This is a genomic window from Bradyrhizobium sp. SZCCHNS3052 (assembly GCF_032484495.1).
In the GTDB taxonomy this organism is placed as follows: domain Bacteria; phylum Pseudomonadota; class Alphaproteobacteria; order Rhizobiales; family Xanthobacteraceae; genus Bradyrhizobium.
Window position 1 is genome coordinate 338644 of sequence record NZ_JAUETB010000005.1, and the last position, 24140, is coordinate 362783.

24 protein-coding genes and 1 pseudogene are annotated in these 24140 nt (G+C 66.5%); 14 read left to right on the forward strand and 11 right to left on the reverse strand.

Annotation, left to right across the window (positions count from 1 at the left end; genetic code table 11):
• Positions 1 to 840 (reverse strand): tryptophan 2,3-dioxygenase, encoded by an 840-nt coding sequence (kynA, locus tag QX073_RS19480; protein ID WP_315754423.1) that lies wholly within the window; start codon positions 838 to 840, stop codon positions 1 to 3.
• Positions 837 to 2030 (reverse strand): kynureninase, encoded by a 1194-nt coding sequence (kynU, locus tag QX073_RS19485; protein ID WP_315754425.1) that lies wholly within the window; start codon positions 2028 to 2030, stop codon positions 837 to 839. The genes kynA and kynU overlap by 4 nt, the downstream gene beginning before the upstream one ends.
• A gap of 238 nt (positions 2031 to 2268) precedes the next feature.
• On the opposite strand from kynU, the gene QX073_RS19490 reads away from it, so the two are divergent.
• Positions 2269 to 2673 (forward strand): DUF4864 domain-containing protein, encoded by a 405-nt coding sequence (locus QX073_RS19490; RefSeq protein ID WP_315713584.1) that lies wholly within the window; start codon positions 2269 to 2271, stop codon positions 2671 to 2673.
• 10 nt (positions 2674 to 2683) lie between these two features.
• On the opposite strand, the gene QX073_RS19495 is transcribed toward QX073_RS19490, so the two are convergent.
• The 4 genes and pseudogenes from QX073_RS19495 to QX073_RS19510 all read right to left on the reverse strand — a co-directional run bounded on the left by QX073_RS19495 (position 2684) and on the right by QX073_RS19510 (position 6666).
• Positions 2684 to 3079, reverse strand: coding sequence for a thioesterase family protein (locus QX073_RS19495; RefSeq protein ID WP_315713585.1), 396 nt, complete (start codon positions 3077 to 3079; stop codon positions 2684 to 2686).
• Between the two features lie 217 nt (positions 3080 to 3296).
• Positions 3297 to 3503 (reverse strand): annotated as a pseudogene (locus QX073_RS19500) (tautomerase family protein); the annotation flags it as partial.
• A 124-nt stretch (positions 3504 to 3627) separates the two neighbouring features.
• On the reverse strand, positions 3628 to 5232 hold the full coding sequence (gene hisS / locus QX073_RS19505; protein WP_410052378.1) for a histidine--tRNA ligase: 1605 nt from the start codon (positions 5230 to 5232) through the stop codon (positions 3628 to 3630).
• Between the two features lie 354 nt (positions 5233 to 5586).
• Positions 5587 to 6666, reverse strand: a complete 1080-nt coding sequence (locus QX073_RS19510) for a branched-chain amino acid aminotransferase (protein ID WP_316226204.1) — start codon at positions 6664 to 6666, stop codon at positions 5587 to 5589.
• A gap of 346 nt (positions 6667 to 7012) precedes the next feature.
• On the opposite strand from QX073_RS19510, the gene QX073_RS19515 reads away from it, so the two are divergent.
• The 3 genes from QX073_RS19515 to QX073_RS19525 all read left to right on the forward strand — a co-directional run bounded on the left by QX073_RS19515 (position 7013) and on the right by QX073_RS19525 (position 9804).
• Positions 7013 to 7561 (forward strand): MarR family winged helix-turn-helix transcriptional regulator, encoded by a 549-nt coding sequence (locus tag QX073_RS19515; RefSeq protein ID WP_315754431.1) that lies wholly within the window; start codon positions 7013 to 7015, stop codon positions 7559 to 7561.
• Positions 7558 to 8289 carry a response regulator transcription factor gene (locus QX073_RS19520; protein ID WP_315825365.1) on the forward strand — a complete coding sequence of 244 codons (732 nt, stop codon included), beginning with the start codon at positions 7558 to 7560 and terminating at the stop codon, positions 8287 to 8289. The genes QX073_RS19515 and QX073_RS19520 overlap by 4 nt, the downstream gene beginning before the upstream one ends.
• A 126-nt stretch (positions 8290 to 8415) precedes the next feature.
• On the forward strand, positions 8416 to 9804 hold the full coding sequence (locus QX073_RS19525) for an ATP-binding protein (protein WP_315713591.1): 1389 nt from the start codon (positions 8416 to 8418) through the stop codon (positions 9802 to 9804).
• Between the two features lie 13 nt (positions 9805 to 9817).
• On the opposite strand, the gene QX073_RS19530 is transcribed toward QX073_RS19525, so the two are convergent.
• Positions 9818 to 10801, reverse strand: a complete 984-nt coding sequence (locus tag QX073_RS19530) for a VOC family protein (RefSeq protein ID WP_315825366.1) — start codon at positions 10799 to 10801, stop codon at positions 9818 to 9820.
• A 140-nt stretch (positions 10802 to 10941) separates the two neighbouring features.
• On the opposite strand from QX073_RS19530, the gene QX073_RS19535 reads away from it, so the two are divergent.
• From QX073_RS19535 to QX073_RS19555, 5 genes are all read left to right on the forward strand, one after another.
• Positions 10942 to 11733, forward strand: coding sequence for a DNA-binding transcriptional regulator (locus QX073_RS19535; RefSeq protein ID WP_315754435.1), 792 nt, complete (start codon positions 10942 to 10944; stop codon positions 11731 to 11733).
• A gap of 70 nt (positions 11734 to 11803) precedes the next feature.
• Positions 11804 to 13327: a bifunctional 3-(3-hydroxy-phenyl)propionate/3-hydroxycinnamic acid hydroxylase gene (locus tag QX073_RS19540; protein ID WP_316226205.1), complete on the forward strand. Its 1524-nt coding sequence runs from the start codon at positions 11804 to 11806 to the stop codon at positions 13325 to 13327.
• Positions 13328 to 13358: 31 nt separating this feature from the next.
• Positions 13359 to 14210, forward strand: coding sequence for a fumarylacetoacetate hydrolase family protein (locus QX073_RS19545; RefSeq protein WP_316226206.1), 852 nt, complete (start codon positions 13359 to 13361; stop codon positions 14208 to 14210).
• A gap of 82 nt (positions 14211 to 14292) precedes the next feature.
• Complete coding sequence (locus tag QX073_RS19550) at positions 14293 to 15498, forward strand: ABC transporter substrate-binding protein (RefSeq protein ID WP_315825369.1); 1206 nt, start codon at positions 14293 to 14295, stop codon at positions 15496 to 15498.
• An 18-nt stretch (positions 15499 to 15516) separates the two neighbouring features.
• A complete protein-coding gene (locus tag QX073_RS19555; protein ID WP_316226207.1) occupies positions 15517 to 16509 on the forward strand; it encodes an NAD(P)H-quinone oxidoreductase in 993 nt (330 codons plus the stop codon).
• Positions 16510 to 16555: 46 nt separating this feature from the next.
• Here the strand turns inward: QX073_RS19555 and QX073_RS19560 are convergent, their stop codons facing one another.
• Together QX073_RS19560 and QX073_RS19565 are read right to left on the reverse strand one after the other, a co-directional pair.
• Positions 16556 to 17101: a DUF3617 domain-containing protein gene (locus tag QX073_RS19560; RefSeq protein WP_316226208.1), complete on the reverse strand. Its 546-nt coding sequence runs from the start codon at positions 17099 to 17101 to the stop codon at positions 16556 to 16558.
• Between the two features lie 83 nt (positions 17102 to 17184).
• A complete protein-coding gene (locus QX073_RS19565; protein WP_316226222.1) occupies positions 17185 to 17490 on the reverse strand; it encodes a hypothetical protein in 306 nt (101 codons plus the stop codon).
• A gap of 168 nt (positions 17491 to 17658) precedes the next feature.
• Between QX073_RS19565 and QX073_RS19570 the strand changes: the two genes are divergently transcribed.
• The 4 genes from QX073_RS19570 (at position 17659) to QX073_RS19585 (ending at position 20423) form a co-directional block, all read left to right on the forward strand.
• Positions 17659 to 18123, forward strand: a complete 465-nt coding sequence (locus tag QX073_RS19570; RefSeq protein WP_315713599.1) for a hypothetical protein — start codon at positions 17659 to 17661, stop codon at positions 18121 to 18123.
• Between the two features lie 132 nt (positions 18124 to 18255).
• Positions 18256 to 18960: a ribonuclease T2 gene (locus QX073_RS19575; RefSeq protein WP_315754447.1), complete on the forward strand. Its 705-nt coding sequence runs from the start codon at positions 18256 to 18258 to the stop codon at positions 18958 to 18960.
• A 134-nt stretch (positions 18961 to 19094) separates the two neighbouring features.
• Entirely contained in the window at positions 19095 to 19955 is an 861-nt protein-coding gene (locus QX073_RS19580) for a 23S rRNA (adenine(2030)-N(6))-methyltransferase RlmJ (RefSeq protein WP_315713601.1), read from the forward strand.
• A gap of 252 nt (positions 19956 to 20207) precedes the next feature.
• Positions 20208 to 20423: a cold-shock protein gene (locus tag QX073_RS19585; protein WP_006612991.1), complete on the forward strand. Its 216-nt coding sequence runs from the start codon at positions 20208 to 20210 to the stop codon at positions 20421 to 20423.
• Positions 20424 to 20679: 256 nt separating this feature from the next.
• Here the strand turns inward: QX073_RS19585 and QX073_RS19590 are convergent, their stop codons facing one another.
• Positions 20680 to 21315, reverse strand: coding sequence for a porin family protein (locus QX073_RS19590; protein ID WP_315713602.1), 636 nt, complete (start codon positions 21313 to 21315; stop codon positions 20680 to 20682).
• A 243-nt stretch (positions 21316 to 21558) separates the two neighbouring features.
• Here QX073_RS19590 and uvrC point away from each other — a divergent pair, with 243 nt between their 5' ends.
• Positions 21559 to 23622 (forward strand): excinuclease ABC subunit UvrC, encoded by a 2064-nt coding sequence (gene uvrC / locus QX073_RS19595; RefSeq protein ID WP_316184148.1) that lies wholly within the window; start codon positions 21559 to 21561, stop codon positions 23620 to 23622.
• 12 nt (positions 23623 to 23634) lie between these two features.
• Here the strand turns inward: uvrC and QX073_RS19600 are convergent, their stop codons facing one another.
• Complete coding sequence (locus QX073_RS19600) at positions 23635 to 24123, reverse strand: MarR family winged helix-turn-helix transcriptional regulator (protein WP_315713604.1); 489 nt, start codon at positions 24121 to 24123, stop codon at positions 23635 to 23637.
• Between the last annotated feature and the right edge of the window lie 17 nt (positions 24124 to 24140).

Sequence of the window (24140 nt, forward strand, 5' to 3'; positions counted from 1 at the left end):
TCACAGCCCGGTGCGCAGCTTCCAGAGTTCGGGGAACAAAACGATCTCCAGCATCTTGCGCAGATAGTTGACGCCGCTGGTGCCCCCGGTGCCGGTCTTGAAGCCGATGATGCGCTCCACCGTGGTGACGTGGTTGAAGCGCCAGCGGCGGAAATAATCCTCGAAATCGACCAGCTTCTCGGCGAGCTCATACAGCTCCCAATGCCGCTGCGGATCGCGGTAGACGCTGGTCCAGGCCGCCGCGACCTCCGCGCTCTCAGCGCGCGTGCCGCGCCAGTCGGTGCGCTGGCCGTCGGCGCCGGTGAAGAAGCCGCGCCGCGCCAACAGCCGCAGCGCTTCGTCGTACAGACTGGGCTTCGCCAGGATCGCTTCCAGCTCGGCGGTCAGCTCCGGATGATGGGCATGCGGGCGCAGCATCGCGAGATTGCGGTTGCCGAGCAGGAATTCGATCGAACGATACTGGAACGATTGGAAGCCGGAGGACTCGCCGAGCTTGTCGCGGAACAACGTGTACTCGCTCGGCGTCATCGTGCGCAGCACGTCCCAGGCGCCGTTGAGCTGCTCGAAGATGCGTGACACCCGCGTCAGCATCTTGAACGCCGGCTGCACGTCGTCTTTGGCGATCGCGGCCATCGCCGCCTTGATCTCGTGGATCGCGAGCTTCATCCACAATTCGGAGGTCTGGTGCTGGATGATGAACAGCAGCTCGTCATGCGCGGTCGAGAGCGGCGCCTGCGCATCGAGCAGGCGATCCAGCATCAGATAGTCGCCATAGGACATCCGACCCTTGAAGTTCATCCGCGCACCCTCGGTGGCGGGATCGTAGGGCGCGCTGCTCACGTCACGAGCTCCTTCTGGCGATAGTCGGGCCTGTCCCACAGACTGTTGTCGAGGACCTCCGCGAGGATGCCCACGGCGCCGCGCACCTCGGCCTCGCCGATATAGAGCGGCGTGAAGCCGAAGCGCAGCGCGTCCGGCGCGCGGAAGTCGCCGATCACGCCGCGCGCGATCAGCGCGCGCATGATCGCATAGCCGTCCGGGTGGCGGAACGACACCTGGCTACCGCGCTGCGTCGCATCACGCGGTGACGCCAAGGTCAGCGACGGACAGCGCTTCTCGACCTCGGCGATGAACAATTCCGACAGCGCGATCGAAGCCGCGCGCACGTCCGGCATCGACACGCCGTCCCAGGCGTCGAGCGCGGCATCGAGCGCGGCGAGCGCAATGATCGGCGGCGTTCCGATGCGCATGCGCTCGATGCCGCCGCCGGGGCGGTAGTCGAGATCGAAGGCGAACGGCGCCTCGTGCCCCATCCAGCCGGACAACGCCGGCGGCGCGATGTCTGCGTAACGCGGCGCGACATAGATGAAGGCCGGCGCGCCGGGCCCGCCATTGAGATATTTGTAGGTGCAGCCGACCGCGAAGTCGGCCTCGGCGCCGGCGAGGTCGACCGGCACGGCGCCGGCGGAATGCGCGAGGTCCCACACCGTGAGCGCGCCGGCCGCGTGCGCCTTCTTCGTCAGCGCGGCCATGTCGTGCATGCGGCCGGTGCGGTAATCCACCTCGGTCAGCATCAGCACTGCGACGCTGTCGTCGATCGCCGCCTCCACCTGCTCGGGCTCGACCACCTTCAAGGTGGCGCGGTCGCCGAGCATGCGGACCAGGCCCTGCGCCATATAGAGATCGGACGGGAAGTTGCCGCTGTCGGACAGGATCACGCGGCGGCCCGGATTGAGCGACAGCGCCGCGGCGAGCGCCTGATACACCTTGATCGAGAGCGTATCGCCCATCACGACCGTGCCGGGCGCGGCCCCGATCAGCCGGGCGATGCGATCGCCGACCCGGCGCGGCTGCACCATCCATCCGGCGGTGTTCCAGCCGCGGATCAGCTCCTGTCCCCACTCCGCTTCGATCATGCGGCCAACGCGGGCGGGCACGGCCGACGGCAGCGCGCCGAGCGAATTGCCATCGAGATAGATGACCCCTTCAGGTATCGTGAAGAGCGATCGGGTCCTGGAAAAATCGGTCATGCGGCTCCTGCTTCGTTCACGGCCTGAATGCATGATTCGCGCCGGGTCGGGCCAGATCAAGCCGGTCCCATCGCGACCGGCACCGCGCGGGCCGCATGGCTCGCGAAGACGTGACGATGGCGACACAATCCAGCCGGTCGATCGCCGCCGGCCGGTGACATTGACGCGCCACGGCAGGCTTGTCACGGGCGGCGCGTGGCGCATGATAGATCGATCTGAACTGCCGATGGAGCCCAACATGCGCATTCTGGTGCCGCTCGTCCTGCTGATGGCGCTGCTGATGCACCCTGCCGAGGCTGCCGACGCCAGCGCGGCGCAGAGCGTCATTCGCGCCCAGGAACAGGCTTTGGCGCGCGACGACGGAGCGACCGCCTATGCCCAAGCCGCGCCGGAGATCCAGGCGCTGTTTCCGAGCGTCGAGATCTTCATGAGCATGGTCAAAAGCGGCTATCCGCCGGTCTATCGCCATCGCAGCTTCGAATTCGGCGCCGCGCAGGTCGAGGACGGCAGCATCGCGCAGCGCGTGCACATCGTCGATGCCGAAGGCGAGGCGTGGGAGGCTCTGTACACGTTGCGGACCCAGCCCGACGGCAGCCTCAGGATCACCGGCTGTTCGCTGTTGAAGACGGGCCAGTCGGTCTAGCGCTGAGCGGCTACGTCACGCCGAAGCGCTTCTTGAACTGCTCGACATTGATGAGGCCGCGGCCGTGGCGGCCGTCGCCGATCTTCACGTCGCCATGATAGGCCTCGACCGAGAAGCGGATGACGCGGCGCTCGACCTCGATCACCTCGGCGACCGTGCGGATGGTCGCGCCGACCGGCGAGGCCGCGAGATGGCGGACGTTGACCTCGGTGCCGACCGTAACCCAGCCCGGCGGCAGCGCCGGGTTGATGGCGTCGCCCGACGTCATCTCCATCTCCAGGATCATCATCGGCGTCGCATAGACCATCGGCATGTGCGGCACGAAATGCCCGACGGTGCGCTCCGGCGGCACCACCAGCAGACGCTCGGCGCGCATGCCCGGCTTGATGATCTCACGTGCGTCCATGGCTGCTCCGAACTGTGCTGTCGTCCCGGACAAGCGCGCGGCACGCGCGCGCCGATCCGGGATCCATACGCCGTGGCGGTCGTGATGGGCGAAGGGCCAATGACCAGCGTGCCTCGAGCCGCTCCCTTGGGGGTATGGGTCCCGGCGTTCGCCGGGACGACCGCGGTGATCGTCGAGACAGATGTCATAGCCTCGCTTTCGCCAGGACGACGGCCAACTACTTCTTCTGCTCGGCCAGGCGCTCGACGAAGGTCTTGCCGCCCTTCATCTTGTGCGTCAGCGGCGCCTCGTTGATCTGGATCACCACCGCTTCCGGATCGACGCCGAGATGCGTCACCAGCGCCTTGGTGATATCGCGCATCATGTTGGCCTTCTGCTCGTCGGTGCGGCCGGCGGCCATGCTCACGGTGATCTCGGGCATTCGTTGCTCCCTGTTGTTGTCTCTGCTGCGTCATCGCCGGGCTTGCCCCGGCGATCCATCTTCTGAAATCGATGGCGTCGTTTGAAGAGATGGATACGCGGGTCTAGCCCGCGTATGACGAGTCTTGTTATCCCCAGCTCACGTCGTGGCGCGCGAGCACCTCGCGGACGCCGGCGACCAGTTCGTCCTCCTTGGCTGAGAATTGCGCCGGGCGGCTCTCGCGCCATTCCTGGTTGGAGGCGATCGCGGCGGCCGCCTTGGCGCCCTCGATCAGGTCCTTGATCTGCACCTCGCCACGCGCCTTCTCGTCCGAGCCCTGGATGATGACGCAGGGCGCGTTGCGGCGGTCGGCATATTTGAGCTGGTTGCCCATGTTCTTCGGATTGCCGAGATAGAGCTCGGCGCGGATGCCGTGATTGCGCAGGGTCGACACCATCTTCTGATAGTCGGCGACGCGGTCGCGGTCGAACACGGTGACGACCACGGGCCCGAAGGCGGGGCGCGTGTCGAGCTTGCCGAGCAAGGTCAGCGCCGCCTGCAGGCGCGACACGCCGATGGAGAATCCGGTCGCCGGCACCGGCTCGCCGCGGAAGCGCGAGACGAGACCATCATAGCGCCCGCCGCCGCCGACCGAGCCGAAGCGCACCGGACGGCCCTTCTCGTCCTTGGTCTCGAGCAGGAGTTCGACTTCGTAGACAGGGCCGGTGTAGTATTCGAGACCACGGACGACGGAGGGTTCGACGCGGACGCGGCTGTAACCGTAACCGGCCGCGCTGCACAGCCTGGCGATCTCGGTCAGCTCGTTGACGCCTTCCACATAGGCCGGCGAGGACATGAACAATTTCTGCTGAGCAACGCTCGCCAAGACCTGGGCGTTGAACTGCAGATCCTGCTCCTCACCTTGGATTTGCGGCTCCGCGACCTTCATCTCGAAGAAGGCCAACAGGGCGTCGATCTGACTTTCAGTCAGGCCCGCGCCCTTGGTGAAATCACCCTTGCCGACCTCGCCGCCGTCCCAGCGGCCCTCGCCGAGCAGCTTCTTGATCTCTGAAATCGGAAACTTGTCGGCCTTGTCGATTGCCCTGAGCACCGTCAGCCGACGGCCCACGTGCTCATCACCGCCGATGCCGATCGCATCCATCACGCCATCGAGCACCTTGCGGTTGTTCACCTTCACGACATACGAGCCGCGCGGAATCCCCAGCGCCTCCATCGCATCCGCCGCCATCATGCACATCTCGGCGTCCGCCGCCGGCGAGCCGGAGCCGACCGTGTCGGCGTCGAACTGCATGAACTGGCGGAAGCGGCCAGGGCCGGGCTTCTCGTTGCGGAAAACGTAGCCGGCGCGATAGCTGCGATACGGCTTTGGCAGCGCGTCGAAATTCTCGGCCACGTAGCGCGCGAGCGGCGCGGTCAGGTCGTAGCGCAGCGAGATCCACTGCTCGTCATCGTCCTGGAACGAGAACACGCCCTCGTTCGGACGATCCTGGTCGGGCAGGAACTTGCCGAGCGCGTCGGTGTATTCGAACGCCGGCGTCTCCACCGGCTCGAAGCCGTAGCGCTCGTAGACGGCGCGGATCTTCTCGACCATCTCGCGCGTGGCGGCGATCGCCGCGGGGCCGCGATCCTCCAGCCCGCGCGGCAGCCGCGCCTTCAGCTTCTGCGGTTTCTTGGGTTTGTCGTTCATTTGATACCAGAGCGTAGGGTGGGCAAAGCGTCGCGTGCCCACCATTGCCGGATGACGCCGCAGCGGTGGGCACGGCCCGCTTCGCGGCCCTTTGCCCACCCTACGGGATGGAATGCGTTGCTTGGTTGGTAGCAGCCGGGGCCCGGGGCGGCAACCCGAAGGCCGATCACACGCTGGCGCGTGGCACCGTTTCCAGCATTTCAGTAAGAGCCAAGCTTGCGCCGCGCATTCAGTGCGCCCCTCCCCCGCTTGCGGGGGAGGGTTGGGGTGGGGGCGCCCCAGCGGCAGTCTTTACGGGGCTTCCCCCTCCCCAGCCCTCCCCCGCAAGCGGGGGAGGGAGCAAACCGTCATCGCGGTTCGACTGTGCCCAGAACTTGCCAGCCTAAGCGAGCCCTGCCCCTACTTCACATCCCTGATCCACTGATGCGGATCGGGGCTGCGGCCGTACTGGATGTCGACGAGCTGCTTGCGCAGGCCCATGGCGACCGGGCCGGCCTCGCCGCCGTTGATCAGGACCTCGCCGCTCGCCGAGCACACCTTGCCGATCGGCGAGATCACCGCGGCGGTGCCGCAGGCGAACGCCTCCTTCAGCTTGCCGCTCTTGGCGTCCGCCCGCCACTGGTCGATCGAGTACGCCTCCTCGCGCACCTCGCGGCCGGCGTCGCGCGCCAGCTTGATGATGGAATCGCGGGTGATGCCGGGCAGGATGGTGCCGAGCGGCGGCGTCGACAGCGAGCCGTCGTCGAACACGAAGAACACGTTCATGCCGCCAAGCTCCTCGACATAGCGGCGCTCGATCGCGTCCAGGAACACGACCTGGTCGCAGCCATGCGCGATCGCCTCGGCCTGCGCCTTGAGGCTCGCGGCATAATTGCCGCCGCATTTGACGCCGCCCGTGCCGCCGACCGCGGCGCGGGTGTAGTTCTCCGAGACCCAGATCGAGACCGGCGCCGCGCCGCCCTTGAAATAGGAGCCGACCGGCGAGGCGATCACCGCGAAGATGTATTCCGCCGACGGCTTCACGCCGAGGAACACCTCGTTGGCGATCATGAACGGGCGCAGATACAGGCTGCCCTCGCCGCCCGGGATCCAGGCGCGGTCGATGCGGACGAGTTGCTCCACCGCCTCGATGAAGACCGCCTGGGGCAGTTGCGCCATCGCCATGCGCTCGGCCGAATTCCAGAACCGCTTGGCATTGGCATCGGGGCGGAACAGGTTCACGCCGCCATCGTCGCGCTTATAGGCCTTCAGGCCCTCGAAGATCTCCTGCGCATAATGCAGGACGGCTGCGGCCGGATCGAGCGGGAAGTTGGCGCGGGATTCGACCCGCGCGCTGTGCCAGCCCTTGTCCTGGCTGTACTGGACCACGGCCATGTGATCGGTGAACACCCGGCCGAAGCCCGGGTTGGCGAGCTTGGCCGCGCGCTCCTGGTCGGAGGTCGGGTTCGTCGTCGGCTTGATGTCGAATGTCAAAGTCATGTCCTTGCTTCCCCCGCTCTGATCGCCATTCGCGAGTTCTGGCGCCGCCCCGTCCGATCGGGCCAGTCGGCTTTCTGAATTTCGGACCTGCCGCGACCGGCTTTGAGCCGGTCACCGGGCAAGCATGCCACCACAGGACATGCTTTTGCGCCCGGCGGAAGTCCAGTATGGTTTGCCGAAATGCCGCTCGACATCACACGGTTGTTCGATACGTCGCCCAAGGATGCCCGTCGGGGTTGCCTACGGCCCGTTGAGACACGCCTGGAGACCATTGCCCGCCGATGAAACGATCTAAAATTTCGCAGCGGGCGATTGTTTTGTAACATTGAACCGCAGAAACGTCAATATGGCTGACATAAATTTCTCGTCTCCGACGTTGAGCCCCGAGCTGCGCGCGGCTGAGCCCTCCGCGACGGCCGGCGAGCCGCTGCGCTGGGACATCATCGAGCTCTTGTTCTTCGCCTATCGCGACTTCGTGGGCGATGCCGACCACGAGCTGGAGGCGTTCGGATTCGGCCGCGCGCATCACCGCGTGATGCATTTCGTCACACGCTATCCCGGCCTGAAGGTCGCCGATCTGCTCGACGTTCTGCGCATCACCAAGCAGTCGCTCGGCCGCGTGCTCAAGCAGCTGCTGGACGAGGGCTACATCGTGCAGAAGACGGGCAACAACGACCGCCGCCAGCGCCTTCTTTTCGCCACGCCGAAGGGCGAGGCGCTGGTCGCCAAGCTGGCTGGGCTGCAGACGCGGCGCATCGATCATGCGCTGGAGCAGATCGGGCCGGCCGGCGCCGAAAAGGTCCGGCAGTTCCTGCGCGCGATGATCGATCGCGACGATCCGGACAAGGTGCTGGAAGCCATCTTCAAGACGCCTGTCGCCGCCGCCAAGGAGTGACCGTGACGATCGCCGCCATCGCACCGCATCCGCCGCAGACGCCGGCCGACGATGCACCGCATCTCCTGCTCGTCGACGACGACCGCCGTATCCGCGATCTGTTGTCGCGCTTCCTGCGCGGCGAAGGCTATCGCGTCACCACGGCGGCGAGCGCAAGCGATGCTCGCGCCAAGCTCACCGGGCTGCATTTCGATCTCCTGATCCTCGACGTGATGATGCCCGGCGAAAGCGGCTTCGACCTCGCCCGCTTCATCCGCACGCAATCGTCGGTGCCGATCGTGATGCTGACCGCGCGCGCTGAGCCCGACAGCCGCATCGAGGGCCTGCAGCTCGGCGCCGACGACTACGTGGCAAAGCCTTTCGAACCGAGAGAGCTCGCGCTGCGCATCGGCAACATCCTCAAGCGCGCCGCGCCGCCGCCGGCGGAGGAAGTCGTCGAGCAGATCGCGTTCGGCCCGTTCGTCTATCATCTGGCGCGCGGCGAGCTGAAGCAGGGCGAGGAGATCGTCCACCTCACCGACCGCGAGCGCGAGATGCTGCGCATCCTCGCCAATGCCCGCGGCGAGACCGTGCCGCGCGGCGCGCTGACCGGCAACGGCACCGTCAACGAGCGCGCCGTCGACGTCCAGATCAACCGCCTGCGCCGCAAGCTGGAGAGCGATCCGGCCAACCCGCTGTTCCTGCAAGCCGTGCGCGGCATCGGCTATCGGCTGATGGTGACGGGCTGAGGCGGTGCAGGTGAAGGTCTCGACGTCATTGCGAGCGCGACGAAGCAATCCAGAGGCCCGCGATGACTCTGGATTGCTTCGTCGCTTCGCTCCTCGCAATGACGGAAGCAGCGAGGGCGTCCCAGCATGAGCACGCTCGACACCGGCCTCACCCTCATCCGCACCGCATCCCGCCGCGTCTCGCGCGCCAACAGCATCGTCGGCAACGCGTTCAAGGGCTGGATGCCGACCGGCCTCTATGCGCGCGCGCTGCTGATCATGATCGTGCCGATGGTGATCCTGCAGACGGTGGTCGCGGGCGTGTTCATGGAGCGGCACTGGAACACGGTGACACGACGCCTCTCCGCCGCAGTGGTGCAGGACGTCGCCGCGCTGATCGACATCTACAAGGGCTATCCGCAGGACAAGGACCGCACCATGCTGCGCCGGATCGCGCAGCAGCGGCTCAACCTTGTGGTCGACTTCCTGCCGGCCGGCGACATGCCGCCGCCGGGGCCAAAACCGTTCTTCAACCTGCTCGATCAGTCGCTGTCGAGCCAGATCGGCCGCCAGATCAGCCGTCCGTTCTGGATCGACACCGTCGGCCGCTCCAACCTGGTCGAGATCCGCATCGCGCTCGATGATGCCGTGATGCGCGTGTTCGCGCAGCGCGGCGCGGCCTATGCGTCGAACACCGACATCTTCCTGTTCTGGATGGTCGGGACGTCGTCGATCCTGCTGATCGTCTCGGTGCTGTTCCTGCGCAACCAGATCAAGCCGATCCTGCGGCTCGCCGACGCCGCCGAGAGCTTCGGCAAAGGCCGCGAGGTGCCGAACTTCCGGCCGCGCGGCGCGCGCGAGGTGCGGCGTGCGGCGCACGCCTTCCTGGAGATGAAGGCGCGCATCGAGCGCACCCTGGAGCAGCGCACGGCGATGCTGGCCGGCGTCAGCCACGATCTGCGCACCATCCTGACGCGCTTCAAGCTGGAGCTGGCGCTGCTCGGCGACAGTCCCGAGATCGACGCCATGCGCAAGGACGTCGACGAGATGTCGCACATGCTCGAGGATTATCTCGCCTTCGCGCGTGGCGACAATGGCGAGATCGCGCAGCCGACCGACATCTCCAATGCGCTGGAAGAGCTGCGGAGCGACGCCGAGCGCAACGGCCATTCCGCCACGGTATCGTTCCACGGCCTGCCGGTGGTGACCGTGAAGCCGCAGGCGCTGAAGCGCTGCCTCGGCAACCTCGTCTCGAATGCCGCCCGCCATGCCGACGCGATCGCCATCACCGGCCATCGCGACCACCGCTACCTCACCATCACCGTCGACGATGACGGCCCGGGCATCCCGGCCGACATGCGCGAGGAGGTGTTCAAGCCATTCCTGCGCCTCGACGACGCGCGCAACCAGGACGAGGGCGGCACCGGCCTCGGCCTCGCCATCGCCCGCGACATCGCCCGCTCCCATGGCGGCGACATCACCCTTGGCGACAGCCCGATGGGCGGGTTGCGGGCGAGCGTGCGCATTCCGGTGTAGCGCGCCGCATAGCTCATTCCTGCGCGATCACCGCGTCGAGCCAGGCGCAGTTCAGCGGCGGAACGCGTGGGTCCGGCACACGGACGCCGCGTGCGGCGGCGGACAGCCGCATGTCACGCATGCGCTTGCGCTGCTCGTCCGGCAGGTACAATCGCTCGTGCCCCCACAGCGACGGGCCGTCGAAGGTCTCATGCGGCTGCCACGTCGCGGGATCGATCACCCGGCCGCCCCAGCCATATTCGATGAAGAAGCCGGAGGGGGTGTTGACGTAGAACGAGGTCATGTGGTCGTTGGTGTGACGGCCCAGCGTGTAGGCCACGCGCCCGTCGTCGAGCTGTGCCAGGTCGTAGCCCTGGCCGACGTCGTCGAGACTACCTAGTTCCACCATGAAGTGATGCAGTGTGCGGCGACCGGAGCCGACCATCGCGAAGCTGTGGTGACGGCCGTTGACGTGGAAGAAATAGAGCTTGTACGGCGTCAGGCCGAAGTCGGACACCTTGAAGCCGAGCAGGTCGCGATAGAACCGCAGCAGCGGCTCGACGTCCTCGACGTTGAGCACGACGTGCCCCATGCCGAGCGGCCCGGTGCGAAAGCCGGAGATCGGACGTCCCGGCCTGAAGGGATCCGAGGCGACGGCGGCCCCCCAGAACACCTCGATCGTGTTGCCGGCGGGATCCTGAAAGCAGATCAGCTCGCTGACATGACGCTCGTCGGCCAGTGCCTGCGAACCGCGGGCCACCTTCACGCCGTTGTCGTCGAGACGGCTCGCGAGCCGCGCGAGCGCGGCAGCGTCGCCGACCTCCCAGCCCATGACGGCGAGCCCGCCATCGCCGCTGCCATCGACGATCAGCCGCTGCTTGCGATCATCCATCCGATAGGCCTGCACGCTGGCCGCGCGATCCACGCGCTGCATCCCGAGGAGCTTGGTCGCCATGCGTCCCCACTGCTCCGCTTGGGACGACTTGATGCCGATGTAACCGAGCGCCGTTATTTCCATCTTGTTTTCTCCCGAAAGGCGCGGGCGGAATTTCGTATCAGCTCCGCGCGGTCCTGCAGTAGACTGCCGCCCCTGCATCCGGCTCGCGTTCTCAAGACGGTATCGGCGGACGGAAACGAAGAACAGGGAGGATTTTCCAAGTGTCCAAGCAACGGACGCGATCTCCGCAGGCCCGTCCTGCGGAGGGTGTCCGCGCCTTCAAGCGGGGGCTCGACGTGCTGCGCGCGGTCAATCGGTCCGGGGGCATTCGCGCCGGCGACGTGGCGCGCCAGCTCGATCTGCCGCGGCCCACGGTCTATCGGTTGCTCGAAACACTCGAGGAACTCGGCTATGTCGCGCGCAGCGCCAGCGACGACCGCTTCCGGGTCACGCGCCACGCGTTGAGCCTCGGCGACGGCTATGATCCCGGCATCTTCATCTGCCAGGTCGCCGCGCCCTATCTCGCCGAGCTCAGCCGCAGCCTGATCTGGCCGGTCGATCTGTCGACTTATGAGAACGGCGCGATGGTCATCCAGGAGACCACGCATGCGCGCAGCCCGCTCTCGATCGACCGCAGCATGATCGGCAAGCGGCTGCCGATGCTGCACACCTCGGCCGGCCGGGCCTATCTGGCCGCCTGCCCGCCCGCAGAGCGGGACCTCATCATCAACCATCTGCGACGCATCGAGGATGCCGAGGACCTCTTCTTCCTGGCGCCCGAGCGGCTGCAGCGCATGATAACGGAAACGTCCCAGCGCGGCTATGCGATCCGCAACGAGGGCGAATTCAATCCGAAGACGTCGTCGATCGCGGTGCCGATCGTGCGGGGCGACGTCGTGTTCGGCTGCATTTCGATCATCTGGATCCGCTCCGCCATGACCCTCGAGGAGGCTGTCGCTCAGTACGCGGCCCCATTGCGCGACGCCGCGGCCGCGATCCCCGTCCAGGCCTGAGCGTCCGCTGCGCGGACAGTTCGTGACCGCGCCTTGAAGGTGCGAGGCGGTTGCGGAACAAGATGCGGCCATGAGCAACATGGCCGCACATTCCGGAAGCTTCGACGTCGTCATCGTCGGTCGCGGGCCCGTGGGCTCGACGCTCGCCAACCTGCTCGGCCTGTGCGGCATCCGCACGCTGATCCTGGAGCGCGAAGCCAAGGCCTATCATTTGCCGCGCGCGGTGCATTTCGACGACGAATGCATGCGCGTGTTCCAGACCATCGGCCTTGCCGACGCCATCCTGCCCCACCTTACATTGAGTCCCGGCATGCGCTTCGTCGATGCGGGGGGACGATTGCTGCTCGACTGGCCGCGCCCCAGCGAGCCGACCGCGATGGGCTGGAATCTGAGCTACCGATTCCACCAGCCCGATCTCGAAAACGTGCTCAACAAGGGACTCGAGCGCTGGCCTCATGTCGAGCTGCGCACGCGCTGTGATGTGTTCGCGCTCGAGCAGGACCGCGAGGGGGCGCGCGTTCGCTATGAAGACCTCGGCACCGGCCGGCTCGTCGACATCTCCTGCGCCTATGTCATCGGCTGCGACGGTGCACGTTCGCTGGTGCGCCGCTTCATCGGCGCGGCGCTGGACGATCTCGGCTTTCACGAGCGCTGGCTCGTCTGCGACGTGCTGCTGAGGGAGGAGCGGCCCGATCTCGGCGATTTCAGCGTCCAGCACTGCAACCCGCAGCGTCCCGCAACCTATATTCGCGGCACCGGCAACCGGCGCCGGTGGGAGATCACGGTTCGTCCTGACGAGGACGCGGTCGAGATCACCCAACCGGCTCGCGTGTGGGAGCTGCTCTCGCCCTGGCTCCGGCCCGCAGAGGCCGAGATCGAACGCGCCGCCGTCTACACATTCCACTCCGCGGTCGCCCAGCAATGGCGTGCCGGACGGTTCCTGCTCGCAGGCGATTCCGCGCATCAGACCCCGCCTTTCCTCGGTCAGGGCATGTGTGCCGGCATTCGCGACGCAGCCAACCTCGCATGGAAGCTGGCGCTTGTGATTGCCGGGAAGGCGACGCCTGATCTTCTCGACACCTATCAGAGCGAGCGCGCGCCGCATGTGCGCGAATTCATCGAGCTCGCGATCCGGCTGGGTGGGCTGATCAACACCAAGGCGGTCGAGGCGGCGCTTGCGACCGGCACGGCACAGGGCGACGGCCAGCTCAAGCTCGACGTGCAGAAGCCAGTGCTCGGCCCGGGCCTTGCCTGCGGCGAACGCAGCATGACGGGAAAGCTGGCGCCGCAATTCCGCAGCCGTGATCACGGTCGCAGCGACGACCGCGTCGGCTATCGCTTCGCGCTGCTCTGCCGGTCTGGACTCGGTGCCGCGGTGATCGAGCAGCATCATGCCAGCTTGGCGGCGGCTGACGTCGCCGTCATTTGCGGCGAGGAAGCTGGCGGCCTCGACGGCTGGCTCGATCAGCACGGCTTCGACGCCGTGCTGATGCGCCCCGACCGCTACATCCTGGGTGCTGTCCGCACGGGCGAAGATCCCGCGGCGCTGTTGTCAGGCCTCGCCTTCCTCGCACCGGCGCCGAGCGCGGCCTGAGCGTTTCCGTTCTTTTTGAGAGGGTTCACGTATGAAGCTGGTTTCCTTTGTCATTGACGGGCGTCCCGGATACGGCGCCGTGAAGGGAGACGGTGTCGTCGACCTCGGCCGGCGGCTGCCGGCGAAGAGCCTGCGCGCGCTGCTCGAGGCGGATGCGCTTCGCGACGCCGCCGCGCTGCTCACCTCCGAACAGCCCGACTATCCGCTCGATGCGATCACCTTCGCGCCCGTCATCCCCGATCCCGGCAAGATCATCTGCGTCGGCCTGAACTATCGCGACCACGTCGCCGAGACCGGACGAACGGTCACCGAGAAGCCCGCGCTGTTCGCGCGCTTTCCGACCAGCCAGGTCGGACATCTGCAACCGGTCATTCGCCCTGGTGTCTCCGATCATTTCGACTATGAGGGCGAACTCGCGCTCGTGATCGGGAAAGCCGGCCGGCATGTCCGGCGCGAGGACGCGCTCGCGCACATCGCCGGCTATTCCTGCTACAATGAAGGCAGCATCCGCGACTGGCAACGCCACACGTCGCAATTCCTGTCGGGCAAGACCTTCGACCGGTCCGGCGCATTCGGCCCCTGGCTGGTCACCGCCGACGAAATTCCCGACCCGTCCAAGCTGACGCTGCAGACCCGCCTCAATGGCGAGACCGTGCAGCGGACCACCACGGATCTCCTCATCACCGACGTGCCCGATCTGATCGTCTATTGCTCGACGATCATGACCTTGCTGCCCGGGGACGTGATCGTCACCGGCACGCCGGGAGGCGTCGGCCTCAAGCGCACCCCGCCTCTGTTCATGAAGCCCGGCGATACGGTCGAGGTCGATATCTCGGGCATCGGCGTGCTGCGCAATCCCGTGACTGCCGAACTGGAAGCCTGACGTTTCCGCCTCGCGGAGAACCGCGAGGCGCACCAATCAAACACGACAAAAAACCAAATCTTCAAATCCGGGGAGGATCATCATGTCGCGCTGTCTCAGATCCAGCATCGCTGCCCTGCTACTGCTTGCAGGCTCATCCGCGCAGGCCGAAATCAAGGGAGGTGCCATTCGTATCGGTGTGCTCACCGACATGACCGGCATCTTCGCGACCGCGATGGGGCCCGGCTCCGTGGAAGCGGCCCGGATGGCCGCTGAGGAGTTCGGTGGCAAGATCAACGGCAGGCCGATCGAGATCCTTCAGGCCGATCATCAGAACAAGCCGGATATCGCGGTCGCGATCGCCCGGCGCTGGTTCGAGCAGGACGGTGTGCAGGCGATCGCCGACGGCGGCAGCTCCGGCGCGGCCCTCGGCGTCCAGGAGCTGGTGCGCAGCAACGGCAAGATCTTTCTCATCTCCGGGGCCGGCGCCAATCAGCTCACCGACGAGGCCTGCGCCCCGACCTCGGTGCAATGGACGCACGACGCCTATTCGACCGCGACAGCCGTCGTGTCGGGCATCATGCAGACCAGCAAGGAGCCGTGGTTCTTCATCACCGGCGACTACGCATTCGGCCATTCGGTCGAGGCGACCGCGCGCGCTCGCATCGCCGAGCTCGGCGGCACGGTCGCCGGCAGCGTCAAGGCGCAGCTCGGCACGCCGGATTACGGCTCGTTCCTGCTGCAGGCCCAGGCCTCCGGCGCCAAGATCCTGGCGCTCAACGTCGCCGGCGACAATGCCACAGCCATCAAGCAGGCCGAGGAATTCGGGCTTGCGGCCCAGGGCATGAAGATCGTGCCAATGTCGTTCCAGAACGTCGACATCGAATCCATCGGCCTCAAGGCGACGCAGGGCGATCTCATCGTCACCAGCTTCTTCGAGGATGCCTCCCCCGCCGCGCGCCGCTTCTCCGACGCATTCTACGCGCGCCGGAAGGCGATGCCGTCACAGATCCAGGCCGGGGTCTATTCGGCCGTGCGGCACTATCTGCAGGCGGTGAAGGATGCCGACAGCGACGACGGCGCAACGGTGATGGTCCGGATGAAGGCCACGCCGGTCTCGGACGCCTATGCCGACCACGGCCAGATCCGCGACGACCAGCGCATGGTGCACGACCTGTATCTGGTCCAGGTCAAGACCCCCGCCGAATCGAAGCGCCCCTGGGACTTCGTCAAGCTGGTGACGAAGATCGCCCCCGATCAGGCGTTTCGCCCGCTCGACCGCAGCAAGTGCAGCCTGGTCGGCAAGTGAGCACATGAGCGACCAAGCATGATTCCGGACGATCAGCGCGCCGTCATCATCACCGCCGCGGGCGGCCCGGAGGTCCTGTCGGAGCGACAGGACTGGCCGGTGCCGCGCCTCGGACCAGACGATGTGCTGATCGAGGTCGCATCCGCCGGCATCAACCGTCATGACTGCAACCAGCGCGCTGCCGGGCCGTTGCGGGAGCCCAATCCCATACCGGGATTGGAAGCCTCGGGGCGCATCGTGGCCTGCGGCGCCAACGTTTCCCCGGAACGGCTGGGTAGAGCGGTGATCGCACTGACCGACGGCGGTTCATACGCGCAATACGTCGCCACCGACCAGCATCTTGCACTGGACTTGCCGAGCGGCCTCGACTTGATCCAAGGCGCCGGCCTGCCCGAGGCGCTGTTCACGACCTGGTTCAACTTCTTCGAGCTGATGCGCATGGCGCCCGGCGAGACGGCCCTGATTCATGGCGGAAGCAGCGGCGTCGGCACGATCGCGATCCAGCTCCTGCGCGCGCTGGGTCATCCCGTCATTGCCACCGCCGGCACCGCAGAGAAGCGCGCCCTGGCACTCGGGCTCGGCTGCAGCGCCGTGTTCGACTATGCCGATCCCGATCTCGCCGAGCAGATCCGCGCGGCGACGGGGAAGCGCGGCGTCGACTGCATCCTCGACACCTCCGCCGGCGCTCACATCGCGCAGGACCTTGCGGCGCTCGCGATGGGCGGACGGATCGCCCTGCTCTCGGCCGGAGGCGGGAAGGACCTCGGAGTACCGCTGCGCAGCCTGATGGCGCGCCGGGCCAGCATCACCGGCGCGTTCCTGCGGTCGACGTCGCTCGATCTCAAGCGGCGGATCGCAGCCGACCTGCGGCAACGCATCTCGCCCCTGCTCGGAACGGCCATTCGGCCGCACATCGACAGCACCTATCGCCTGTCCGACGCAGCCGATGCGCACGAACGCATGGAGACGGGCCGGCACATCGGGAAGATCATGCTCAACGTCCGCGAATGAGCGACGATCCACGTCGCTGCGCCCGCCACACGCAACGAGCGCCCGCCTACTGCTTCACGCCCGGGATCAGGGCCTTCAGCTTGGCCATGTCCTTGACGTTCATCTTCATGCCGCCGGGCATCACGATGTCCCCGGGCTTCTGGTCGGGCTTGCAGGCGCCGAGCCATCTGGCCTCGATCGTCATCGCGGTGTCCTTCACCCCGGTGCCGGCGGCGCCGCCCGTGACGCGCGACATCGTCTTCACCGTATAGGCCGAGTTGAAGTCGCCGGTGATGTCGGCATGCGACGTCGTATTGATGCCGCCGAAATTGCAGACCGAATCGGAGACGTAGCCGGTCGCGGTCTTCTGGATGTCCTGCTTGGAGCAGAGCTGCGCCATCGGCGAGGCGAAGTTGTTCATCTCCTTGTCGGTGGCCGCGTCGGTGCAGTGCTGCATCGTCGCCTCCGGCAGCTGACCGCCGGATCTGATCATCTTCAGCTCCCACAGGCCGGCCTTGCGCACCGGCAGGTCGACAGCCCGTGCCTCATGGCTCGCGGTCACGCCCAGGAGGCAGCAGGCCAACAGCCCAATTGCGATGCGTGTGCAGGTCATATGCCCCGTTCCGGCTCGTTGATCGATGCCGGAGCGAATGCCGCAGAAAAGTGGCAATTGGGAGAACGGCAGTTGATGGAAGGTCAGTACAGCGTCCGCAGCGGCCGCTGCGCCGAGCCATAGGGTACCCAGCGGCAGGCGAACGAAACGTAGCCACCGTAACGCGCATCGACGGCGCGGAACTTCGCGACCTTGCCGTAGGAGGCGCAATGATCGACCGCGAGCTGGCGCGCATCCGTGGTCTGGGCCAGCTGGAAGGCGATGATGCCGCCGGTGTCGTTGCCCTTGAAGGGCGGCACCACGTCGGCCCGGGCGGATGCCGCAACCAGCACCATCCCAGCGGCCACGAGGCCTGCAGTCTTCACGAATCCGGCCATCAGCGTCCGCATTGCATTCTCCTCGATCTGGCCCGCCATTCTAAAGGTCCTGTCCGGTCAAGAAAAGAACACCGGCCTCGCGTTAACAGGACTAATCGTGGAGTGTTGCCGCGTTGCACTTGACCTCCTGTGGCCGCCGCGGCACGGTCCACGCTCCCGGATCAGCCTTGCGGACGGCCCATGCGCGACTTCAGCTCACCTTTCAAGATGTTCGGCGCCGCCTGTGGCGCGCTGCTCGCCGCCATCGTCGCCACCGCCCCGGCTCAGGCCGCCAACCCGCTTGAGATGAACTTCTGGCTGTCCGGTCCGAAATATGAAGGCCGGGTCGCGCCTTGCGAGGCGGCCATTCCGACCATCGTCTCGCGATTCCAGGACAAGGAGAGCACCTTCTGGAATTCCTCGCTGACGATCACCGGCGTCGCCAATGTCCATGAGATCGCCTTCCGGCCCTGGCAGTCCGACAACATTCCGCGTCGCTTCTGCACCGGCAGCGTGATGATCAGCGACGGCAAGGCGCGCACCGTCAACTTCTCGATCATCGAGGATGGCGGCTTCGCCGGCTATGACCAGGGCGTCGAGTTCTGCGTCGTCGGCCTCGATCGCAACTGGGCCTTCAATCCGGCCTGCCGCGCCGCCAAGCCCTGATTTGCCTTTCCCGGCGTATCGGCCGCTCGCGCGGGCGGCCGGCTGACGAATGGCTGCCTCGGGGCAGCCATTTTTGTTCTTGAAATGTTCCCGTGTGCTGGTAGGCTCCTGGCATTTTCCGGGGAGTACGCCATGTTCGATTGCCTGTGCCGACCTGCCGTCCTGTTGTCCAGAACGATCGCCTGCTTTGCCCTCTTGCTCGGTGTGCTCACGGCTGGCGCCGCCGAGGCGCAGGACCGCCGCCAGAATGCGCCGGGCGCGTTCGACTTCTACGTTCTCTCGTTGTCGTGGTCGCCCTCGTACTGCGCCGAAGCCGAGGAGCGCGGCGGTCGCGGCAGCCGGTCCCAGCAATGCAGCGGCCGACCGTACTCGTTCGTCGTGCACGGGCTGTGGCCGCAATACGAGAACGGCTACCCCGAATATTGCGAGCAGCCGGCGCCGCGCCTGCCCCGCAACATCATGACCTCGATGCTCGACCTGATGCCGGCGCCGGGCCTGATCTACAACGAGTGGGACAAGCACGGCACCTGCGCCGGCGTGTCGGCGAAGGCCTATTTCGAAGCCATCCGCAAGGCCCGCGCCGCCATCAAGATCCCCCCGGAATTCCTCGATCTCGCGGAGGCCAAGACGGTGGCGCCGGCGGCGATCGAGGAGGCCTTCATCAAGGCCAACCCCAAGCTCACGACATCGGGCATTGCCGTCACCTGTAACCGCACCAGGCTGAGCGAGGTCCGGATCTGTCTGTCGAAGGATCTGGAGTTTCGCAACTGCGACGAGATCGACCGGCAGGCCTGCCGGCGCGACGAGGTCAACATGCCGCCGGTCCGCGGCGGCTAGCGGCTGCGAATCGGGCGACGCAGCGCGTCGGCCTGTGGCGCCTCCTGCGGCGGCGCTCATCCGCGGCTCTCCGGAGGGCATCCGGCGCATCGACGGGGTACCCTTTTGACGCGGAACGGCGTAACCCGGATGGCATGAACTACCGACACGCCTTCCACGCCGGCGGCTTCGCCGACGTCATCAAGCACATCGTGCTGACGCGCATCCTGGTCTACCTCCAGGAAAAGCCCGCCGCGTTCCGGGTGATCGACACCCATGCCGGCGCCGGCCTGTATGACCTCACCGGCGACGAGGCGACGCGCAGCGGCGAGTACCTCACCGGCATCGCCCGCGTGCTGCAGGCGCGGCTGTCCGATCAGGCCTATGCGCTGGTCCAGCCCTATCTGGATATCGTCCGATCGTTCAATCCCAAGGCCGAGCTGGTCGCCTATCCCGGCTCGCCGCTGATCGCGCGCGCGCTGCTGCGGCCGCAGGACCGCATGACCCTGTGCGAGCTCGCGCCGATCCCCCGCAAGCAGTTGATCGATCAGTTGCGCCGCGACACCCAGGCCCGTGTCGTCGATCTCGACGGCTGGGTCGCCCTGCCCGCCTTCGTGCCGCCGAACGAGCGCCGGGGCGTGGTGCTGATCGATCCGGCGTTCGAGGCGAAGGATGAGTTCGAGCGGCTCGCCGATCGCTTCGCCGCGGCCTTCGCGAAGTGGACCACCGGTATCTACGTGCTGTGGTATCCCGCCAAGAGCCGGCGTGCGACGGAAGAGCTGAGCGATCGTGTCGCGGCGCTCGCAGCCGCGGCCAAGCCGCCGGGCAAGGTGCTGCGGATCGAGTTCAGTGTTGCGCCGCAGATCGAAGGCGAGGCGCTGACCTCGACCGGGCTGCTGATCGTCAACCCGCCCTGGACATTACATGACGAGCTGAAGCTCATCCTGCAGGAACTGCAGAAGCCCCTCGGCCAGGGCGGCGCGGCGCGCTTCCGACTCGAATTCCCCAAAGCTTGAAACGGCGACTGGTCGAAAAGCCGTAGTCAATCGGCGCGGAACCGTATTATTGTGTCCGATTGTAAGACTGGCTTTACGTTCCGCTTCCGCGAATGGTTGCGGCGGGGTGATCAAGGCCTAACAAGATCCGGCGATCCGGCGCGGCGAGCGCTGGGCGTTAAGGTGGCCAACGCTTTCCGATCAAAGTGATGTCCGGTCGGACGCTGCGCAGGGCGCGCAGTGGAGGAAGCATTGCGGGGGAGGAGTTTCCCGATGGCCATGACTGGGACGGTCAAGTTCTTCAACGGTGAACGCGGCTACGGCTTCATCAAGCCGGACGACGGTGGACGCGACGTGTTCGTGCACATCACGGCGGTGGAGCGCGCGGGCCTGAAGGACCTGACCGAAGGACAGCGGATCAGCTTCGAGGTCGAGCCGGACAAGAAGGGCAAGGGCCCGAAAGCGGTCAACCTGGTGCTGTCGTCTTAGGGCGAGCCCGCCTGGCGGTGGTTCACGCGCCGGCATGATTGCAGCCGGGCGCGCCTCGACGCCACCTCTTCGCTGGTTTGGAAGCTGTCGGCAGCGCCTGCTCGCGTGCACAGCATTGCCGGCTCGTACGTGCAGGCCGCGCGCAGTGATGCGCGCCTGCCAGATTGCACAGAGCGCTCCGACAAAAAAATCCCGGCCGCGCGAGCGGCCGGGAGGTTGTCGTTGGACGTTTCTTCTTCCTATTCCCTCGTTGCCATCAGAAGTGGAAGTTGATGCCTGCGCGCACAATTCCAAACCGATAGTCGTTCTTCGCCCCCGTGATCACGAAATTGCTGCTGTCGAGATCGACGTAGAGATACTCGATCTTGGCGGTCCAGTTCTGTGCCAGGCCGAACTCGGTGCCGGCACCGAGCGTCCAGCCTACCGTGGTGTGCGATTCCGAAAGACCGAAGGTCTCGGCGCGCAGGCCGCCAAAGGCGAGGCCGCCGGTGCCGTAGAACAGGATGTTGTTGAAGGCGTAGCCGGCGCGGCCGCGCAATGTGCCGAACCACGGGTTCGAGAACTTCCACGGGGCGAAGGTGTCATTGGCGCCGGTCAGGTTGATGTCGCCCTCGGCGCCGAACACCCACGGGCCGTTCTGCCAATTGTAACCCGCGGTCAGGCCGCCGGTGAGACCGGACGGCTTGGTCGGGTTGTTGCCGACGGTGCCCCATTCATAGCCCAGCGTGCCGCCGAGGTAGGGCCCGGCCCAGCTGTAGGCGTTGAGGGGCTGGTTCACGGTATAGGGCGCGCCGCGCCCGTAGCCGAGATCCGCCGCCTGCGCCGAGACCGATCCGAGAGCCGCCGCGCCCAAGCCCGCCGCGGCGGCAGCACCGACCAAGAACCTGTTCATCGCTCACTCCACGCCACTCGCCGTCACCCGCCGGAGCCTGCGCCGCGCGACTGTGGTGCGCGGGCCGGCGTGGTTACGGAACTCTCGCTTCTTTCGTGAGCATTTATCGAGAGTTTTAGGTTAAGCCGTTGTTAAGCCGGGTTACCCGGCCATTAACGTGCTTAACGAAGCGTTACCGCCCTGCCCTGTGCATGGCGCCATCGCAAGCTGGCGAGACGGCGCGGCAGCGCTTAGTTTGCGGACATGACCACCCACAGCTCCGATCCACCCAAGGCGCCGACGCCCCCGAGCCGGCGTGGCGCGGCCGACCTGCCGCCCGAGACCATCGACACGCCCGACCTCGATCCCGCCGCATCGGCTGCGGACGAGGACGATGACGGCCGGCTGCCGGAGCTGGCCGAGGAGAGCCTGGAGGCGGTCGGCGAAGGTCCGCTTGCGATCGGCCACGCGGCGATCGAGAACGCGGTGCGGCTGGCGCCGACCTCGCCGGGCGTCTACCGCATGCTCAACGCGGCGCACGACGTGCTCTATGTCGGCAAGGCCAAGAACGTCAAAAAGCGCCTGTCGTCCTATGCGCGTGCCAACGCGCCGCTGCCGGCGCGCATCCTGCGCATGATCGCAGCCACCGTGACGGTCGAGATCGTCTCCACCACCACGGAGACCGAGGCGCTGCTGCTGGAGGCGAACCTCATCAAGCAGCTCAAGCCGCGCTTCAACGTGCAGCTGCGCGACGACAAGTCGTTTCCCTATATTCTCATCACCGGCGACCATTGGGCGCCGCAGATCCTCAAGCACCGCGGCGCGCAGTCCAGGCCGGGGCGCTATTTCGGTCCGTTCGCCTCGGCCGGTGCCGTCAACCGCACCATCACGGCGCTGCAGCGCGCCTTCCTGATCCGCTCCTGCACCGACTCGTTCTTCGAGAGCCGCACCCGCCCCTGCCTGCTGCACCAGATCCGCCGCTGCGCCGGGCCCTGCACCCAGGAGATCGACTTCCCCGGCTACACCGAGCTGGTGCGCGAGGCGACCGATTTCCTGTCCGGACGCAGCCAGGCGGTGAAGGCGCTGCTGGCGGCCGAAATGGAGAAGGCGTCAGGCGAGCTCGAATTCGAGACTGCCGCCGTCTATCGCGACCGCCTCGCGGCGCTGTCGGCGATCTCCTCGCAGCAGGGCATCAATCCGCGCACGGTCGAGGAAGCCGACGTGTTCGCCATCCACCAGGAGGGCGGCTATTCCTGCGTCGAGGTGTTCTTCTTCCGCACCGGGCAGAACTGGGGCAACCGCGCCTACTTCCCGCGCGCGGAGAAGAGCTATCTGCCGGAGGAGGTGCTGTCGGCGTTCATCACGCAGTTCTACGACGACAAGCCGCCTCCGAAGCTGATCCTGCTGTCGCACGAGATCGAGGAAGCCGAGCTGCTCGCCGAGGCGCTGTGCGTCAAGGCCGGCCACAAGGTCGAGGTGTCCTGCCCGAAGCGCGGCGAGAAGAAGGACCTCGTCATCCATGCGCTGACCAATGCGCGCGAGGCGCTGGGCCGCAAGCTCGCGGACACCGCAACGCAGAGCCGCCTCTTGGAGGCGATGACGACGACGCTCGGTCTGCCGCAGGTCCCGAAGCGCATCGAGGTCTACGACAACAGCCACATCCAGGGCACCAACGCGGTCGGCGCGATGATCGTCGCCGGCCCCGACGGCTTCATGAAGAACCAGTACCGCAAGTTCAACATCAAGTCGGAAGGGCTGACGCCCGGCGACGACTACGCGATGATGAAGGAGGTGCTGCAGCGCCGCTTCAAGCGGCTGGTGTCACCGTCGGAGAAGGATGTCGCCCGCGCGGCCAAGGAGGACGACGTGCCGCAATGGCCGGACCTCGTCATCATCGACGGCGGCCGCGGCCAGCTCAATGCCGTTCGCGAGATCTTCACCGAGCTCGGCGTCACCAATGTCGCGCTGATGTCGGTCGCCAAGGGCCCCGATCGCGACGCCGGCCGCGAGACGCTGTTCATCCCGGAGCGGGAGGCGATCAAGCTCGAGCCGCGCGACCCCGTGCTGTATTTCATCCAGCGGCTGCGCGACGAGGCACATCGCTTCGTCATCGGCTCGCACCGCAAGCTGCGCAAGAAGGACATCCGCGAGGCCGGCCTGCAGGAGATCCCCGGCATCGGCCCGTCGCGCAAGCGCGCGCTGCTGCACCATTTCGGCACCCTGAAGGAGATCGAACGCGCCTCGATCGCCGATCTCGGCAAGGTGCCGGGCGTGAGCGCCGAAAGCGCGCGGAAGATTTTCGAGTATTTTCACAGCAACGCGAGCTGAGCCGATCGCGGCTCAAGCCGCAGCCGGCGGCTCCTGCTTCACCGCATCGGCGAACTTCCGCATCAGCCGCACCAGCTCATCCACATCGCGGATCTCCCAGCTTTCGAAGATGGCGCGGCCGATCCGCTCGCGCGCAGCGTCGACGAGGTCGGTCATGGCCTTGCCCTTCGGCGTGATCACCGCCTCGCGCACCCGCCGGTCCGCGGCGCTGGCCTGGCGTGCCACCAGCCCGAGGCTCTCGAGCTTGGCGACCTGGCGGCTGACGGTGGTGTAGTCGCGCCCGACCCGATCCGCCATCTCGACCACACCGATCGGGCCAAATCGCTCGATTCCGACCAGCAGCGGAAACAGCGCGCGGTCGAGCGCGATGCCGGCTTCCCTGATCAGCGCCTCGTCGCGCTGCGGCCGGTTCATCACGGCCACAATGTCGAGCAGCGCCCCGTGCAGGACGCGGAGCTGCTCACTTATATGTGTATTTTGCACATTATTCCTTGGCGACATCAGTCCCTCCGGATATA

What these genes read in the sequence shown, in the direction of transcription:
- QX073_RS19575 (WP_315754447.1), top strand. Translation starts at nt 18,256, where the DNA reads ATGTTCGATTGCCTGTGCCGACCTGCCGTCCTGTTGTCCAGAACGATC.
- QX073_RS19570 (WP_315713599.1), top strand. Translation starts at nt 17,659, where the DNA reads ATGCGCGACTTCAGCTCACCTTTCAAGATGTTCGGCGCCGCCTGTGGC.
- QX073_RS19560 (WP_316226208.1), bottom strand. Translation starts at nt 17,101, where the DNA reads ATGACCTGCACACGCATCGCAATTGGGCTGTTGGCCTGCTGCCTCCTG.
- QX073_RS19515 (WP_315754431.1), top strand. Translation starts at nt 7,013, where the DNA reads ATGGCTGACATAAATTTCTCGTCTCCGACGTTGAGCCCCGAGCTGCGC.
- QX073_RS19580 (WP_315713601.1), top strand. Translation starts at nt 19,095, where the DNA reads ATGAACTACCGACACGCCTTCCACGCCGGCGGCTTCGCCGACGTCATC.
- kynU (WP_315754425.1), bottom strand. Translation starts at nt 2,030, where the DNA reads ATGACCGATTTTTCCAGGACCCGATCGCTCTTCACGATACCTGAAGGG.
- QX073_RS19510 (WP_316226204.1), bottom strand. Translation starts at nt 6,666, where the DNA reads ATGACTTTGACATTCGACATCAAGCCGACGACGAACCCGACCTCCGAC.
- QX073_RS19525 (WP_315713591.1), top strand. Translation starts at nt 8,416, where the DNA reads ATGAGCACGCTCGACACCGGCCTCACCCTCATCCGCACCGCATCCCGC.
- QX073_RS19545 (WP_316226206.1), top strand. Translation starts at nt 13,359, where the DNA reads ATGAAGCTGGTTTCCTTTGTCATTGACGGGCGTCCCGGATACGGCGCC.
- QX073_RS19600 (WP_315713604.1), bottom strand. Translation starts at nt 24,123, where the DNA reads ATGTCGCCAAGGAATAATGTGCAAAATACACATATAAGTGAGCAGCTC.
- QX073_RS19530 (WP_315825366.1), bottom strand. Translation starts at nt 10,801, where the DNA reads ATGGAAATAACGGCGCTCGGTTACATCGGCATCAAGTCGTCCCAAGCG.
- QX073_RS19540 (WP_316226205.1), top strand. Translation starts at nt 11,804, where the DNA reads ATGAGCAACATGGCCGCACATTCCGGAAGCTTCGACGTCGTCATCGTC.
- QX073_RS19550 (WP_315825369.1), top strand. Translation starts at nt 14,293, where the DNA reads ATGTCGCGCTGTCTCAGATCCAGCATCGCTGCCCTGCTACTGCTTGCA.
- hisS (WP_410052378.1), bottom strand. Translation starts at nt 5,232, where the DNA reads ATGGTGGGCACGCGACGCTTTGCCCACCCTACGCTCTGGTATCAAATG.
- QX073_RS19565 (WP_316226222.1), bottom strand. Translation starts at nt 17,490, where the DNA reads ATGCGGACGCTGATGGCCGGATTCGTGAAGACTGCAGGCCTCGTGGCC.
- QX073_RS19495 (WP_315713585.1), bottom strand. Translation starts at nt 3,079, where the DNA reads ATGGACGCACGTGAGATCATCAAGCCGGGCATGCGCGCCGAGCGTCTG.
- QX073_RS19590 (WP_315713602.1), bottom strand. Translation starts at nt 21,315, where the DNA reads ATGAACAGGTTCTTGGTCGGTGCTGCCGCCGCGGCGGGCTTGGGCGCG.
- uvrC (WP_316184148.1), top strand. Translation starts at nt 21,559, where the DNA reads ATGACCACCCACAGCTCCGATCCACCCAAGGCGCCGACGCCCCCGAGC.
- QX073_RS19555 (WP_316226207.1), top strand. Translation starts at nt 15,517, where the DNA reads ATGATTCCGGACGATCAGCGCGCCGTCATCATCACCGCCGCGGGCGGC.
- QX073_RS19585 (WP_006612991.1), top strand. Translation starts at nt 20,208, where the DNA reads ATGGCCATGACTGGGACGGTCAAGTTCTTCAACGGTGAACGCGGCTAC.
- QX073_RS19490 (WP_315713584.1), top strand. Translation starts at nt 2,269, where the DNA reads ATGCGCATTCTGGTGCCGCTCGTCCTGCTGATGGCGCTGCTGATGCAC.